This window comes from Acinetobacter sp. 25-47-122, from assembly GCF_056779695.1.
This window is the reverse complement of the sequence record NZ_JBWYIJ010000019.1, coordinates 12,408-27,868: the sequence shown is the minus strand read 5'-3', so window position 1 is coordinate 27,868 and position 15,461 is coordinate 12,408. Positions and strand designations below refer to the sequence as shown.

Annotated in this window: 13 protein-coding genes and 1 pseudogene; 8 read left to right on the top strand and 6 right to left on the bottom strand. The window is 38.4% G+C overall.

Annotated elements, in window-relative coordinates; translation table 11 throughout:
- Positions 1 to 48: 48 nt before the first annotated feature.
- The 4 genes and pseudogenes from yidC to rpmH all read right to left on the bottom strand — a co-directional run bounded on the left by yidC (position 49) and on the right by rpmH (position 2,699).
- A complete protein-coding gene (gene yidC / locus AC1M9P_RS14335; protein WP_481588057.1) occupies positions 49 to 1,803 on the bottom strand; it encodes a membrane protein insertase YidC in 1,755 nt (584 codons plus the stop codon).
- A 5-nt stretch (positions 1,804 to 1,808) separates the two neighbouring features.
- Positions 1,809 to 2,130, bottom strand: a pseudogene (yidD, locus tag AC1M9P_RS14330) (membrane protein insertion efficiency factor YidD).
- Between the two features lie 9 nt (positions 2,131 to 2,139).
- A complete protein-coding gene (gene rnpA, locus AC1M9P_RS14325; protein ID WP_035268604.1) occupies positions 2,140 to 2,532 on the bottom strand; it encodes a ribonuclease P protein component in 393 nt (130 codons plus the stop codon).
- A 32-nt stretch (positions 2,533 to 2,564) separates the two neighbouring features.
- On the bottom strand, positions 2,565 to 2,699 hold the full coding sequence (rpmH, locus tag AC1M9P_RS14320; RefSeq protein WP_000831329.1) for a 50S ribosomal protein L34: 135 nt from the start codon (positions 2,697 to 2,699) through the stop codon (positions 2,565 to 2,567).
- A 644-nt stretch (positions 2,700 to 3,343) separates the two neighbouring features.
- Here rpmH and dnaA point away from each other — a divergent pair.
- The 7 genes from dnaA (at position 3,344) to erpA (ending at position 12,704) form a co-directional block, all read left to right on the top strand.
- Complete coding sequence (gene dnaA, locus AC1M9P_RS14315; protein ID WP_092768712.1) at positions 3,344 to 4,729, top strand: chromosomal replication initiator protein DnaA; 1,386 nt, start codon at positions 3,344 to 3,346, stop codon at positions 4,727 to 4,729.
- A 104-nt stretch (positions 4,730 to 4,833) separates the two neighbouring features.
- The gene (dnaN, locus tag AC1M9P_RS14310; RefSeq protein ID WP_092768709.1) at positions 4,834 to 5,982 is read left to right on the top strand and encodes a DNA polymerase III subunit beta; all 1,149 of its coding nucleotides are present in this window, start codon (positions 4,834 to 4,836) and stop codon (positions 5,980 to 5,982) included.
- Between the two features lie 29 nt (positions 5,983 to 6,011).
- Positions 6,012 to 7,094: a DNA replication/repair protein RecF gene (gene recF, locus AC1M9P_RS14305; protein ID WP_092768706.1), complete on the top strand. Its 1,083-nt coding sequence runs from the start codon at positions 6,012 to 6,014 to the stop codon at positions 7,092 to 7,094.
- 55 nt (positions 7,095 to 7,149) lie between these two features.
- Positions 7,150 to 9,618 (top strand): DNA topoisomerase (ATP-hydrolyzing) subunit B, encoded by a 2,469-nt coding sequence (gene gyrB, locus AC1M9P_RS14300; protein WP_035268615.1) that lies wholly within the window; start codon positions 7,150 to 7,152, stop codon positions 9,616 to 9,618.
- 307 nt (positions 9,619 to 9,925) lie between these two features.
- Complete coding sequence (locus tag AC1M9P_RS14295) at positions 9,926 to 10,933, top strand: putative solute-binding protein (RefSeq protein WP_180029024.1); 1,008 nt, start codon at positions 9,926 to 9,928, stop codon at positions 10,931 to 10,933.
- A gap of 287 nt (positions 10,934 to 11,220) precedes the next feature.
- Complete coding sequence (locus AC1M9P_RS14290; RefSeq protein ID WP_035268621.1) at positions 11,221 to 12,225, top strand: putative solute-binding protein; 1,005 nt, start codon at positions 11,221 to 11,223, stop codon at positions 12,223 to 12,225.
- 143 nt (positions 12,226 to 12,368) lie between these two features.
- The gene (erpA, locus tag AC1M9P_RS14285; RefSeq protein WP_035268624.1) at positions 12,369 to 12,704 is read left to right on the top strand and encodes an iron-sulfur cluster insertion protein ErpA; all 336 of its coding nucleotides are present in this window, start codon (positions 12,369 to 12,371) and stop codon (positions 12,702 to 12,704) included.
- A gap of 37 nt (positions 12,705 to 12,741) precedes the next feature.
- Here the strand turns inward: erpA and AC1M9P_RS14280 are convergent, their stop codons facing one another.
- Complete coding sequence (locus tag AC1M9P_RS14280; protein ID WP_481588056.1) at positions 12,742 to 13,587, bottom strand: alpha/beta fold hydrolase; 846 nt, start codon at positions 13,585 to 13,587, stop codon at positions 12,742 to 12,744.
- A 107-nt stretch (positions 13,588 to 13,694) separates the two neighbouring features.
- Complete coding sequence (locus tag AC1M9P_RS14275) at positions 13,695 to 14,609, bottom strand: LysR family transcriptional regulator (RefSeq protein ID WP_481588055.1); 915 nt, start codon at positions 14,607 to 14,609, stop codon at positions 13,695 to 13,697.
- Positions 14,610 to 14,726: 117 nt separating this feature from the next.
- Between AC1M9P_RS14275 and AC1M9P_RS14270 the strand changes: the two genes are divergently transcribed.
- Positions 14,727 to 15,461, top strand: a complete 735-nt coding sequence (locus AC1M9P_RS14270; RefSeq protein WP_481588054.1) for a DsbA family protein — start codon at positions 14,727 to 14,729, stop codon at positions 15,459 to 15,461.

The window sequence follows — 15,461 nt, the reverse complement described above, 5'->3', positions numbered from 1 at the left end:
CGCCTAAGGATATCACCTTAAGCGGATCGATTCAGCTACTAACAAAACTTAGTTCATAGATGCTGTATCTTCTTTTGCTAAGCGAGCTTTCTCAACACTCTTATTGATCAGACCTTGCTGAAGAATCGTGATCAAGTTGTTGACAATCCAGTAAAGCACAAGACCAGCAGGGAAGAACAATAAGAACACCGTGAAAATAATCGGCATAAACTTAAAGACTTTTGCTTGCATTGGATCTGTCGGCTGTGGGTTCAACATTTGTTGAACATACATCGTCACACCCATCAACAATGGTAGGATAAACCATGGGTCCATTGCAGATAAATCTTGAATCCAACCTAACCAAGGAGCGTGGCGTAACTCAACAGACTCCATGAGCACCCAATACAAAGCCAAGAAAATTGGCATTTGAAGAAGTAAAGGTAAACAACCAGATAATGGATTGACTTGTTCACGCTTATAAAGTGCCATCATTTCTTGTGAGAAACGCATACGGTCTTCACCAAACTCTTCTTTCATGCGTTGCATTTCTGGTGCAATCACACGCATTTTCGCCATAGAGCGATAGCTCTTAGATGAAAGAGGCCAAAGAATAAGTTTCACAAGAATTGTCAACAGAATAATTGACCAACCCCAGTTTCCAACAATGCCATGGAAGAATTGCAAACCTAAGAATAGCAATTTCGCAATTGGCCATAACCAACCATAATCAACCGTTTGATTTAAACCAGTTGCCAAGTCTTTTAATTCAGATTGAATTTTTGGACCTGAGTAGAATGTTGCATCAACAGTCATTGTTTTGCCAGCTGGCACATTAATGGTAGGCGAAGTAAAGCCAATGATATTCATACCATCAGCAGATTTACGTGACTCCATTTTTGCAGGATACGGCTGGTTACCAAAGTTACCAGGTACCCAAGCACTTACAAAGTAATGCTGAACCATTGCAACCCAACCACCTTGAGCCTCAACACTTAACTTTTCTTCATTAAAATTATCAAATTTTAATTTGTTATAGTGCTCATCAGGTGTACCCCAAGCACCACCTAAATAAGTGCCCAGTGTAAAGATTCCTTGATCAGTTTTACCTGGATCTTCAGAGTTATCACGTTTGATTTGACCAAACATTTGACCTTGCCAGTTTTGCTGACTACGGTTAATCACTTGGTAACTTACGTTAACTGGATATGCACCTTCTTGGAAAGTGAACGTTTTGATGATTTCAACACCATCAGCCGTTTTTAATACCATTGGTACTTTTAACACTTTCTCAGCTTCACCATCTTTATTGGTGGTTGCTTGAGCATCAGCTAAAGTATAAGTCGACTTTTCAAACTCAAATGTTGGACGTCCACTACGGCTACTGTCAGGTCCATTTAAACCAATTAAACCTGATTGAGCGACATAAGTACGTTTCTCATCATTTTCAAGCATAACGAACGGTTGTTCGCTATTTTTACTTTTATCATGATTGAGTAGTTCAACACGGACAATGTCACCACCTTTAGGGTTAATCCAAAGATGATATAAATCAGTTTGAACAGCAACTAATTGTTGATTTGCTGTTGCAGGTGTAGTTGTGTCTTGTTGTTCAGCTGCAATATTTGCTTGCGGAATATCAGTTAAACCCGCTGTCGTTTGGCTCGTTGGCAGATCAGCAGAAACATCTTGGGCAACGACGGCAGCAGGTGCTGTCGCAGCAGTTGTTTCAGTTTGACCATAGTCTTTTTGCCAAGCAAGAATAAGCAAATATGCGGTGACAAACATGGCCCCGAGAATTGCAAACCTGGCCCATTGTTGCATATCGATTACCCCAATTGGTTAGAGTGATTTTTGGTTCAATAAACGCTCACGCAAGGGTACAGTAACGTGAGTCATTTGAGAATCTATTTGCTGAAATGAAATAAAACGAATTGCTTTTTTGGGAACAGGATCATATCCACTTCCACCCCACGGATGGCAACGACAAATCCGTCGCGTTGCATACCAGACACCTTTAATCGGGCCATGTATATGAATAGCTTCTAACGAGTATTGAGAACAAGTTGGGAAATAACGGCAACGAGGTCCAAGGAGCGGACTAATCGCAATTTGATAGAAACGAATCAACCAATGCAATATACGGACCATTGGCCACCTCTAACTTTGAGGAGAGGGAACTGATATTTTATGATGTTTTTTTACAAGACGCTGTAGCTTCTGCCATGCAAATTGTAATTGCTTATGCAATTCAGCATTCGGAATCGACTCAATACCTACCTTAGGCATGACCACAATATCCAATAAATCTATATCTTGCTGATTTAAGCGAAAACTTTCGCGAGCAATACGTTTTATTCGATTTCTTTCATGTGCACGGCGCACTTTCTTTTTAGCAACAACAATACCTAAACGGCTTTTAGGCTGTTTAGTTGGTGTAGCTAAAAATAAGAAATGGGGTTGATGCACTTTAAAAAGCGCACCATCAAATACACCTTTGTAATCTGCAGCACAGCGGATTCTCACCTCTGGACTGAAACTATAAAGTGTCATAACACCCAAATCGTCGATAAACTAAACTGGTATTAAACAGTTAAGCTGTGACGACCTTTTGCACGACGACGAGCTAATACTTGACGGCCAGCTTTAGTCGCCATACGAGCACGGAAACCATGAACGCGTTTACGCTTTAATTCAGATGGTTGGAAAGTACGTTTCATATCGAAACTCCAAAGTTGGTGTTCTATAAAGGTTCGCGATTGTATTGTGCATTGTTTGTTCTGTCAATATTAAACAGTATTGTGTAACACTTTTGATGAAAGTTGCTTGACTCTGAGAAAGATACAAATTTGTTAAATAATCTATTTATACACAAAATAAATATATGTTTTTATTATAGTATTTGAGTTAACCACAGAAATATCCATAAACTTATACACAAGATGAAATTCAATTATGGCTGATTTTTAAATTTGAATTTAAATTTAAACACAAGGAGTGATTGTCCACAGAAAACAGAATCTTATTAAATAAATTCAAATTTATAAATTTAAATTTATTATTATTAGGGTTGTAATTTTCTATGGATAAGGCATTATTTTTTTTAAAATATATATACTTAGGTTGTTGATAACTATGTTTCCATATTTTTTATAGATTGTGGATAAGTTATTGTTTTTATTTATCCACAGTTTGTGGAAAACCTTATCCACACCCTGTTTTAAATTTAAATTTAGACTTTTAAATTTGATTATTTGTGGTTAAAGTTCAAAATTACTCATGACATATGTGGATAACTTGGGTATGATTGCCTCCCCAATCTCATGGGGTTGTTTTTAAATTTAAATGGAATGAGGGGTTTCACATGCTGTGGACAGACTGCTTAAATCGCTTGCGACAAGAGCTCTCAGATAATGTCTTTGCAATGTGGATACGTCCATTGGTTGCCGAAGAGGTAGATGGTGTTTTAAAGCTTTATGCACCTAATCCTTACTGGACACGCTATATTCAAGAACATCATTTAGAATTAATTAGCATTCTTGCAGAACAAATGTCTGAAGGACGTGTTTGTAAAGTTGAAATTTTAGTCGACTCACGACCAGGCGCGATTTTATCTGCTTCAGAGCAACCAGCGACAACAACTGCAGCGCTTGAGTCTTCAGCAGCAGCACCTGTAGTCAGAGCAAAAAAAGAAAGCAATGAGCAGCAAAATGCAAAAACATCAAAAAAACGATTATTAAATCCTCTGTTTAATTTTGCATTGTTCGTCGAAGGGCGTTCAAATCAGATGGCGGCAGAAACCTGCCGTAAAGTGTTAACTCAGTTAGGCGAACCTCAACATAACCCGTTATTTTTATACGGTCCGACCGGTTTAGGTAAAACACATTTGATGCAAGCAGTGGGTAATGCTTTATTACAAGCTAAACCAAATGCTCGTGTGATGTACATGACTGCTGAAAGTTTTGTTCAGGATTTTGTGAGCTCACTTCAACAAGGTAAAGTCGAAGAATTTAAAAAGAATTGCCGTTCACTAGATCTACTTTTAGTTGATGATATCCATTTACTTGCAGGTAAAGAAGCCAGCTTGGTTGAGTTTTTTTACACGTTTAATGCCTTATTAGATGAATCTAAACAAATTATTTTAACCTCAGATCGCTATCCTAAAGAGTTGACCGAGTTAGATCCTCGTTTGGTATCTCGCTTTTCATGGGGATTATCGGTAGGGGTAGAACCGCCTGATATTGAAACTCGAATTGAGATTTTACTTAAAAAAGCTGAAAGTAATGGTATCGATTTGCCTCGTAACTGTGCGCTCTTTATTGCACAGCAGGTTGTGGCAAACGTACGTGAACTTGAAGGTGCATTAAATAAAGTCGTCGCGATTTCTCGTTTTAAAGGGACACCAATCGACTTAGATGTGGTGCGTGAATCACTGAAAGATGTTCTTGCGATTCGTGCTCGTACGATTAGCACCGAAAATATTCAGCGTGTAGTCAGTGAATATTTTCGTATTCCATTGAAAGAGCTGGTTGGACCTAAACGAACTCGTATTTATGCTCGACCACGTCAGTTAGCAATGGGGCTTGCGCGTGAATTAACGGGCGACAGTTTTCCTGAAATTGGCATGGCATTTGGTGGTCGTGATCACAGTACAGTCATGCATGCCTGTGAAAAAGTGCAGAGTTTGTGTGCTGAAGATCCTATCTTTAATGAAGATTACAAAAATTTAATGCGCTTATTACAAAGCTAAATCTGTTTAAATTCTATTCTTGCAATGCGGCATATTCTGCCGCATAGTACATGATTAAAGTGTTTTAGTCTGTCGTCGATATACTGTTTTAGAGGAAATCCATCGTGCGTTTGAAGATCGCGAAAGAAAGCTTACTCAATGTTTTGTCTCATGTTGTAGGTGCTGTAGAACGTCGCCATACGTTAAATATTCTTTCAAACGTCAAAGTTCAGGTTACTCAAGATGCACTGACGATTACAGGTTCCGATCTTGAAGTTGAACTTGTGGCGAGTACAACGCTTGTAGAGGGAGCCTGTTTACAAGCAGGTCAAACCACAGTACCCGCACGTAAATTGATGGATATCTGTAAATCTTTGCCGACAGCAGCACTTATTGATTTACAAATCACAGAAGACCAGCGTTGTATTTTGAAATCTGGTAATAGCCGCTTTGTATTAGGAACATTATCTGCTGAGGATTACCCTTTATTAACGACTGAAAATAGCCAAGGGACTCAAGTTCAGGTGACTGAACGTGAACTAAAACGATTATTTGAAAAAACCTCTTTTGCGATGGCTGTTCAGGATGTCCGTTTTTATCTTACAGGCACTTTACTGGAAATTGATGAAAATCAGCTTCGTGCAGTGACGACAGATGGACATCGTCTTGCTCTTTGTGAAACATTGGCCAGTTCGAATGCTTCGCAGTTAGTGCAAGCAATTGTGCCTCGTAAAGCGGTCGGTGAATTACAGCGTCTATTGAGTATCGAAGATAATCAACTCTCGTTGTTAATTGGTCGTGAACTGCTGAATGTTACTTTGACAATTCCAAGCCGTGATAAAGAGCAGGGTGATATTACTGTTCGTATTACTACAAAATTAATTGATGGTAAATTCCCTGATTATCGACGTGTTATTCCTCGTGGCGGTGATAAAACAGTTACGATTGCACATGATATTTTCAAACAATCATTACAGCGAGTTGCTATTCTGAGTAATGAAAAATTACGTGGTGTATTTTTAAACTTCAATCCAGATTCACTGCAACTTCGTGCCAATAATCCAGAGCAAGATGAGGCAGTTGAAGATCTTGCGATTCAATACAATAATGCACCTATGGAAATGTCATTCAACGCACAATACATTTTGGATGTATTGAATGTGCTGGACGGTGATGATGTGTTAATGACGATGACTGAGGCAAACCAATCTGTATTGGTTCAAGATCCTGCTCATCAAGATCAAACTTATGTCGTCATGCCGATGCGTGTTTAATGTTGTTTTTGATTTAGTTTGATCTGGTCATGTTCATTACGCGTTTAAATATCCAGCGTGTGAGAAATTTAAAAGCGGTTGCACTCCAAGAGTTGCAACCGTTTAATGTTTTTTATGGACAAAATGGTTCAGGAAAAACGTCTATATTAGAAGCAATTCACTTATTGGCCACTGGTCGATCTTTTCGTACACATATTCCTAAACATTACATTCAAAATCAAATGCAAGATGCGATTGTATTTGCACAGTCTGCTACTGAAAAGATAGGTATGCAAAAGCTCATTACGGGTGAGCAAAACATCAAAGTGAATGGGGACAGTATTGCTACGCAGGGACAGCTAGCCAAGATCTTACCATTACAGCTTATTGACCCTCTGAGTACAGATATTATTGATCACGGAGCTAAACCAAGACGACAATTGCTTGATTGGTTAATGTTTCACGTGGAACCAGATTTTTATTATGCATGGCAATTTTATTCTAGAGCTTTAAAACAACGAAACAGCTTATTAAAATCAAAACGTAATCTGATGCTGCAAGATTTAGAAGCATGGAACAAAATGCTGAGTGAGTACGGTGAAATATTGCATTTACAACGTCAGGCTATTGTTGAACAGTGGCAGATATTTTTTCAGCAAGATCTTAAAACACTATTACCAGATATCGAGATCCATATGGAGTATGCAGCAGGCTTTCATGTGGAACATGGCTTGGCTGAAGACTTGATTTTGTATCATCAAAAAGACTGCGAAAGACGCTATACAGAATATGGTCCACACCGTGCAGATTTAAAGTTAAAAACCCCAACAGGAGATGCAGATGCCGTACTGTCACGGGGGCAAAAAAAATTATTAATCATGGCTTTAAAATTGTCACAGATCGCAATGTTGCATGCGTCTAATAAGGAAACTGTGGTATTATTAGATGATGTGACAGCAGAATTAGATATAACCGCACAACAACGTTTAATTGAGCGATTGAGCCAACTTGGTAGTCAAGTTTTCATTACCACTTTAGACCATGAATCTGTACAAAAGCATTTACATGATTTGTCTATTTCCTATCAATTATTCAATGTTGAAAACGGTTCTGTTCAAGTTGTTGTGCAATAATTTTTTGAAGTTTTCTCCATCTTTGGATAGACCTTTTTTTCACTAGGGAGTAACCATGAGTTCAGAAGATCAAGCTGCTTCTCAAACAGAACAAACCATTGAAAAGGCTTATGATTCCTCTAGCATCAAGGTATTACGTGGTTTAGACGCAGTACGTAAGCGTCCAGGCATGTATATTGGTGATACGGATGATGGTACTGGTTTACACCATATGGTGTTTGAAGTGGTGGACAACTCGATTGATGAAGCCCTTGCTGGTCACTGTGATGAAATTCTGGTTACCATTCACGAAGACGAATCTGTTTCTGTCGCAGATAACGGTCGTGGTATTCCCACAGATATTCACCCTGAAGAAGGTGTATCTGCTGCTGAAGTGATCTTAACGATTCTTCATGCGGGTGGTAAGTTTGATGACAACAGCTATAAAGTTTCTGGTGGCTTACACGGTGTGGGTGTTTCAGTTGTAAACGCTTTGTCTAGTAAACTGGAACTCACAATTCATCGTGCTGGTAAAATTCATGAACAAGAATACCGCCATGGTGACCCTCAATACCCTTTAAAGGTGGTGGGCGATACAGATCGTTCGGGTACACGTGTACGTTTTTATCCAAGTGCTGAAACATTCAGTCAGACCATTTTCAATGTCGATATTTTAGCTCGTCGTTTACGTGAACTGTCATTTTTAAATGCGGGCGTTCGAATTGTTCTACGTGACGAACGTGTTGGTTTAGAACATGTATTTGATTATGAGGGTGGTTTATCAGAATTCGTTAAATACATTAACGAAGGCAAAACGCATCTTAACGATATTTTTCACTTTACCACGCAAGCTGATAATGGCATTGGTGTTGAAGTTGCATTGCAATGGAATGATACGTACCAAGAAAACGTACGTTGCTTTACCAATAACATTCCTCAAAAAGATGGTGGTACTCACTTAGCTGGTTTCCGAGCTGCTTTAACTCGTGGCCTAAATAACTACATGGAAAACGAAAACTTACTCAAAAAAGAGAAGGTTGCGGTTTCTGGTGATGATGCACGTGAAGGTTTAACAGCAATTGTTTCAGTGAAAGTTCCTGATCCAAAATTCTCTTCTCAAACCAAAGAAAAATTGGTATCGAGCGAGGTAAAACCTGCTGTTGAACAAGCAATGAATAAAGCTTTTTCAGAATATCTTCTTGAAAATCCAGCTGCAGCTAAATCAATTGCGGGTAAAATTATTGATGCAGCACGTGCACGCGATGCGGCGCGTAAAGCACGTGAAATGACTCGTCGTAAGAGTGCGCTTGATATAGCAGGTCTTCCTGGTAAATTGGCGGACTGCCAAGAAAAAGATCCAGCTTTATCTGAACTATATCTTGTCGAGGGTGATTCAGCAGGTGGTTCAGCGAAACAAGGTCGTAACCGTAAAATGCAAGCGATTTTACCGCTCAAAGGTAAAATCTTAAACGTGGAACGTGCTCGTTTTGACAAGATGATTTCTTCTGCTGAAGTCGGAACACTGATTACAGCATTAGGTTGTGGTATCGGTCGTGAAGAATATAATCCAGACAAATTACGTTACCACAAAATTATTATTATGACCGATGCGGACGTGGATGGTTCACATATTCGTACGCTGTTATTAACTTTCTTCTTCCGTCAAATGCCGGAATTAGTGGAACGTGGTCATATTTATATTGCTCAGCCACCACTTTATAAATTAAAGAAAGGTAAGCAAGAGCAGTATATTAAAGATAATGATGCGCTTGAAACATATTTAATTTCGAATGCAATTGATGAGTTGGCATTACATATCAGTGCTGACGCACCTGCGATTCGTGGTGAAGCGCTTGCAAAAGTCATTGCTGATTATCAGACATCACAAAAAAGCTTACAGCGATTAACGATTCGTTATCCTGCAACTTTGTTAGATGCTTTACTTGGTTTAGATGCATTTAAATTAGATCAAAATCAAGATGAAGCTTATGTGACGTCTTGGGCTGAGCAATTGCGTCAAGCAATTGAAACACAACAGCCAAGCTTAAGACCTGAATTCACGCTCGAAGCATTCGAAAAAGAACTCGCAGATGGTTCACGTGAAACACATTATTGGCCACGTTTAACAGTGTATGTACACAACCTTCCTCATCACTATTTATTAGATGCTGGTTTATTGGGTTCAGGTGAATATAAACGTTTACTTCAAAACTCAAAGAGTTGGTTTACGTTACTTGAAGACGGGGCTTATTTGCAAAAAGGTGAGCGTAAAGTCAATGTTGCTAACTTCCATCAAGTATGGCAACAAGTATTGGCAGATTCACGCCGTGGCATGATGATCCAACGCTATAAAGGCTTGGGCGAGATGAATGCAGAGCAGCTTTGGGAAACCACGATGGATCCTGAAAATCGTAATATGCTTCAAGTGACGATTGATGATGCAATTGAAGCAGATCGCATGTTCTCTTGTCTCATGGGTGATGATGTTGAACCACGTCGTGCATTTATTGAAGAGAATGCATTGAATGCAGATATTGATGCTTAATGCTATAAGTTAAAAAAAGCACTCTTAGGAGTGCTTTTTTTGTATCAATCTAAAATCTTAAGTCATTTTTTGGTAATTAATTTGAATAAAATGATGTGCTTGAAGTCACATATTCTATTTATTATATGAAATATAAAGATAATTAAATAAGCATTTACGAAATTAATAAATAATTAAAACTATAGAATTCAATAATTTATAATTGAATAATAAAAAATAGAGCAATAGCTCTATTTTTTTAAATAGAGAGTGATTAAAATTTTTGTCATGGAAAAGAATCCATTTAAATGCTTAAAAGGAACTAAGAATGAAAAAAACAACTCTGGCTTTATTGGCGGCTTCAACCATGGGTATGGTTTCAACTGCTCAAGCAAAGGTTGATGTGTGTGTATTTGATTTACTCGGTAAGTCTGGTGAATCTTTCCAAATGGCTCAAGAATGGGCATTGGCAGCAAAGGGCTGGGGTGCAGATATCAATCTGATTCCACGTCAAGATGAGGCTGTAGCCGATAATGATTTTAAAGCAGGTAAGTGTGATGCTGTTTTCTTAACAGCGATGCGTTCTCGTCAATATAACAAGTTTGTGGGTTCGATTGACTCTTTAGGTGGCGCACCATCAAATGCAATTGCACAACGTGCGATTACTTTTGCTTTAGACAAACGTAATGCTGCAAAGATGGTCACAAATCTCGGCGGGAAAAAATATGAAGTTGCTGGTATTGCACCACTAGGCGCGGCATATATTTTCGTGCGTGATAAAAAAATTGATTCTATTGAAAAAGCCGCTGGTAAGAAATTCGCAGTATTAAGCTATGATCCAGCACAAAAAATTATGGTGCAACGTGTCGGTGCTCAAGCAGTCGGCTCTGATGTTTCGAACTTTGTTGCGAAGTTCAATAATGGTCAAGTGGATATGGTGGGTGCACCAGCATATGCCTATAAGCCTCTTGAAATTTATAAAGGTTTAGGCAATACAGGGGCAATGTTTGATTTCCCTGTAGTACACATTACAGCAAACTTTGTGATGAAGCCTGAAAAATTCCCTGAAGGGTTTGGTCAAAAATCACGTGATTGGTTTGTTAAAAACTTACCGAAAAGCTACGCAATGATCAAGCGTTTAGAGGGTGAAATTCCTGCTAAGTACAAAATGCAATTCTCAGCTGAAGAAAAGCTGAAATATCAAAAACTACTTCGTGATGGTCGTATGGATCTCACTAAACAAGGTATTTATGACAAAGAGATGATGTCTGTTCTTAAGAAAGCACGTTGCTCTGTCGATAAATCCAACTTCGAATGTTCTCTTGGTGGTGAATAATTCTGATTTCTAAAGAAAAAATCCTAGACCTGGTCTAGGGTTTTTTTTATTCATTTTATGTCATTTTCGCCAATGCACATTTATAAGAAAAAAGTATGCTTTAATCACAATAAGTACTATTTAAATGATCTGTATCTAAAAACCATATACATACAGCATCTCAGGATCAGTATCTACACAATTGGATCGTGTAATCTCATTTTAGTTCAACACACTGACACTGAAGTTTAAGGTGTTTGATATGGGATATTCGAGACTATAAGAAAGAAGGAATAGGAAACAATAAAATGAATTTAACCAAAACATTATTGCTATCAGCAGGTTTAATGACTGCTGCAACGGCTTCACAAGCAAAGCAAGTCGTCTGCGTGTTTGATCTCGTCGGGAAAAACGGCGATGTCTATGCGTTAATGAAAGATTATCAACTTGCTGCTAAGCAGTGGGGAGCTGATATTGAGCTTAAAGTCGGACAAAATGAAGGCGTAATTGCTGAAGATTTCAAAGCAGGTAAATGTGACGGTGTAAGTATCACAGGGATGCGCGGTCGTCAGTTTAATAATTTCACTGGCTCTTTAGATGCCATTGGTGCGATTACTAATCTCAATTTAGCTGTCAAAGTTATGCAAGGTTTAGCAAGTCCAACCTTTGCAAAGCATATGAAAAATGGCAACTATGAAGTTGCAGGTGTGATTCCTGTTGGCGATGCTTATTTAATGGTGCGTGATCGTAGTATTAATACGGTTGCTAAAGCTGCGGGTAAAAAGATCGCCGTACTTGATTATGATCAGGCACAAAAAATTATGGTACAGCAAATTGGTGCGCAGGCAGTGAGTTCTGATGTCACTAATTTTGGTAGTAAATTCAATAACGGCCAAGTTGATATTATTGGTGCACCAGCAGCGGTATTCCGTCCTTTAGAACTTCATAAAGGGCTAGGAACGAAAGGTGCAATTGTGAATTATCCAATTCTTCAAGTGACCGGTAACATCATCATTCGTCATGATAAATTCCCTGAAGGTTTCGGACAGAAATCGCGTGATTGGGTGAAAACACAATTACCACGTGCGAATCAAATTTTAGGCAAAATGAAAGCGGATATTCCGGCTAAATATTGGATGAATGTGCCAGCTGGAGATAAACCTGGTTATCAAAAATTGATGCGTGAATCTCGTATTGCACTTACTAAACAAGGTGTTTACAACAAACAAATGATGAAACTACTTTGGCAGTTCCGTTGTAAGAATGAACCGACAAACTTTGAATGTAGCTTGCAGGATGAGAACTACAAATAAGTTCATAGGACGTTACATTTAAATCCGATAAATTTACTCTGAATAAACTTTAAAGTTCGAGTTATGACCATATATCGAGTATGTTATACTTGATATATGGTCTTTTAATTTCAAAGCCTATTTAATTTTTTGAGGAATCCATCATGACTGCCCAAGCACTTGAGCTGACTGACAATGCTGCGAATAAAGTTCGTCAACTTCGTGAGAGCGAAGGAAATCAAGATTTGATGTTACGTGTATATGTGACAGGTGGTGGTTGCTCTGGTTTTTCTTACGGATTCAATTTTGCTGAATCTCAAAATGAAGACGATGCTGAATTTGTGAATGGTGATGTGAAGATGCTTGTTGACTCACTGAGTTATCAATATCTCGTTGGTTCAGTTGTTGATTATGTCGAAGGTTTGGAAGGATCACGCTTTATCGTGCAAAATCCTAATGCGACAACGACATGTGGTTGTGGATCTTCATTCTCAATTTAATATGCAGCAAAAAAAAAGCCCGCTAAGCGGGCTTTTTTTATGATAATTTTTGCTGTTCTTTCAGAATTAAATCAGTCAGCTCATGATAATTTTGAACTGGAATCCAATGATTCGCCTCTAAATGAATTTCCGTATACGGACCTTCAACATAATTTTGATTGAACTGAACACCTTTAGCATCAATTGCAACGTCATCTTTGCCCCAAATAAATAAAGTGGGAACTTTGACTTTATTGAATAGCGTTTTATTAGAGCTAAAAGGTAAACCTCGATACCAATTGAGTGATGGGCTGAGCCGTTTTTCTATAATCATTTCTTGTTTAAAGTCATTTAATTGTTCAACTGTCATTCCAGAATTTTTTAATAAAGCCTCGCCAATTTGAGGTGTTTTATTAAAGAGCAACTCAGGTATCCATGGAAGCTGAAATAGTCCCATATAATAGGATTTAAAAAGTTGTGTACTGCTGTAAAAAGCCCGCATAAATGCTGCTTTGTGAGGGACGGAGATCGCGGTCAAATGTTTAATTTTATTAGGATAACGTAGAGCAACTTCCCAAGCAACGACTGCGCCCCAGTCGTGTCCTACGATATATGAAGGCTCTCCAATTAAGTCGAGTAAAACATTTACATCATCTGCTAAATGTTGAATGGCATAATCTGCACGTTTCTTTGGTTGAGCCCTTAAGCTATATCCACGTTGGTTTAACGCGTAGGTGCGAAAACCATGTTGGTTTAGTATTTCGGCACTATGCTGCCAAATTTTTGATGTTTCAGGAAAACCATGTAATAGCACAATTGGAGTGCCATCGATTGGACCGCTGTCTATTACATCAAAAATAAGATTACCTTTTTGAAACTCAGTGAGTCGTTGTTGTTTTTCCATGATCTATATCCTCTTTCCTTTACATATCTTTATCAAATTTGGATGATAGAACTAGGGCTGAACGGGTCAGTTCTAGGTGAAAGAAGGTCGTTCATTGTCTGACAATATTATGGGTTGATTAAACGGTGTATTTGTATTGGTATTTGTTTTTGTAAGAACGTTAAGCAAAGTCTCAAAGCTAAGGTCCGATAGCTTAAGCTCGGAGTAACCAAGTGGACATCTTCAGGGATTAGAGACCATTCAGGTAAAATATGAATTAACGTTGAGTTGACTAATTGATGGGCCACTTGGATTTCTGCAACGGCGGCAATACCTAAATGTGCTTCTACAGCAGCAAGTGCATGTTCGGATGGTGTCACCATCAAATGGGTATAAATTTGAAATTTTTTTATCGTACCGTTTTTGAAAAGTGTGATTTTGGACAGCTCGCGGTTATGCGAGATAAAATGATGATCACACAGTTGCTCTGGGTTTTCAGGAATGCCACAATGCATTTGATAGGTCGGACTGGCACATAAAATTCTTCGAACTTGTCCAACCTTTTGAGCATGGAGTGTAGAGTCTGCTAAATCACCAAGTCTGATGGCTAAGTCATATCCTCCAGAAATCAAATCAACTTTAGTGTCATTCAAATCAATTTCAATATCAATGTGTGGATATTCAATTAAAAATTGAGAGATTAAAGGCAATACCACCAATTTTCCAAAAGTTCCCGAAGCAGCTATTCGAATTCGACCTTTGGGTTGTATTTCTAATTGTGTGAGATCATTCGTCAGAGATTCAATCTGATGAAATAGGGGGGAGATTTCTTTTAAGAAAATCTTCCCAGCATCAGTCAGTGAGCTTGAATTAGTATTTCGATTTAATAATCTAATATTTAAGGATTCTTCAAGTCTTGAAAGTCGATTGGATAACGTGGATTTAGCAATATCATAACGTCTTGCTGCCGCAGATAAACTTCCAGCATCTGCAATCAGTACGAACCAATATAGGTCATCGATTGAGTAGGGTAATCTGTTCATAAAATCGAACACCACCTTTCATTTTTATTGTCTATTCACATCATTATAGAACCGCTAAGTTAAGTCAATCGATCAGATGTAGCAAATGATCTGATTTAGCAAATTGAGGACATAGCAATGACAATGAATTGTGATTTAGAAACTGGTACTTGTTCAGTAGCCGAATTGGAAAAAGGCCAAAATGCAGTGGTCAATGTAGCATCTGACCTCAGCCTGATTTATGTGGGTGACCCAATGTGCTCATGGTGTTGGGGAAGTTCAAATATCATTAAACAAGCGCGTGAATATGCAATTCAGCATGGTGTTGGCTTTCAAGTGATTAGCGGTGGTTTAAGACCTGGTGGAGGTGATGCTTGGACCGATACTTTCAAAAATTTTTTACGCACCGAATGGAAAAATATTCAGAGACTGACTCAACAGCCTTTCACTGAAAAATTGTTAGAAAGAGCACATTTTAACTATGATACCGAGCCTTCAGCACGTGCTATTTACGTTGCTCGACAACTTTGGCAAGACCATGATCATCACGATGAAAAACTTTTGGCATTTTTTTCAGCAATCCAATATAAATTTTATGTGGATGGTGAAGATCCGAACGAGCTTGAATATTATCGAAGTATATGTGAAACGTTTGAGCTGGATTTCGACGTATTCTCAACTTTGTTTGAATTACCTGAGACCCAAACAGCGACCTATGAAGAGTTCAAGCTTAACCGAAGTTGGGGCATAAAAGGGTTCCCAAGTTTTGTGATACGTCATGGAGACAATGTCAAAATCATAGGCTCTGGTCATGTGGCATTGGAAAAATTAACACAAGCTATTGATGACTTAATCAAAGATGCGCGTATATAA

Excerpts from the sequence above, each read along its gene's own strand:
- dnaA (WP_092768712.1), top strand. The coding sequence starts at position 3,344 with ATGCTGTGGACAGACTGCTTAAATCGCTTGCGACAAGAGCTCTCAGAT.
- yidC (WP_481588057.1), bottom strand. The coding sequence starts at position 1,803 with ATGCAACAATGGGCCAGGTTTGCAATTCTCGGGGCCATGTTTGTCACC.
- AC1M9P_RS14270 (WP_481588054.1), top strand. The coding sequence starts at position 14,727 with ATGACAATGAATTGTGATTTAGAAACTGGTACTTGTTCAGTAGCCGAA.
- AC1M9P_RS14290 (WP_035268621.1), top strand. The coding sequence starts at position 11,221 with ATGAATTTAACCAAAACATTATTGCTATCAGCAGGTTTAATGACTGCT.
- recF (WP_092768706.1), top strand. The coding sequence starts at position 6,012 with ATGTTCATTACGCGTTTAAATATCCAGCGTGTGAGAAATTTAAAAGCG.
- rpmH (WP_000831329.1), bottom strand. The coding sequence starts at position 2,699 with ATGAAACGTACTTTCCAACCATCTGAATTAAAGCGTAAACGCGTTCAT.
- AC1M9P_RS14280 (WP_481588056.1), bottom strand. The coding sequence starts at position 13,587 with ATGGAAAAACAACAACGACTCACTGAGTTTCAAAAAGGTAATCTTATT.
- AC1M9P_RS14295 (WP_180029024.1), top strand. The coding sequence starts at position 9,926 with ATGAAAAAAACAACTCTGGCTTTATTGGCGGCTTCAACCATGGGTATG.
- rnpA (WP_035268604.1), bottom strand. The coding sequence starts at position 2,532 with ATGACACTTTATAGTTTCAGTCCAGAGGTGAGAATCCGCTGTGCTGCA.
- gyrB (WP_035268615.1), top strand. The coding sequence starts at position 7,150 with ATGAGTTCAGAAGATCAAGCTGCTTCTCAAACAGAACAAACCATTGAA.
- erpA (WP_035268624.1), top strand. The coding sequence starts at position 12,369 with ATGACTGCCCAAGCACTTGAGCTGACTGACAATGCTGCGAATAAAGTT.
- AC1M9P_RS14275 (WP_481588055.1), bottom strand. The coding sequence starts at position 14,609 with ATGAACAGATTACCCTACTCAATCGATGACCTATATTGGTTCGTACTG.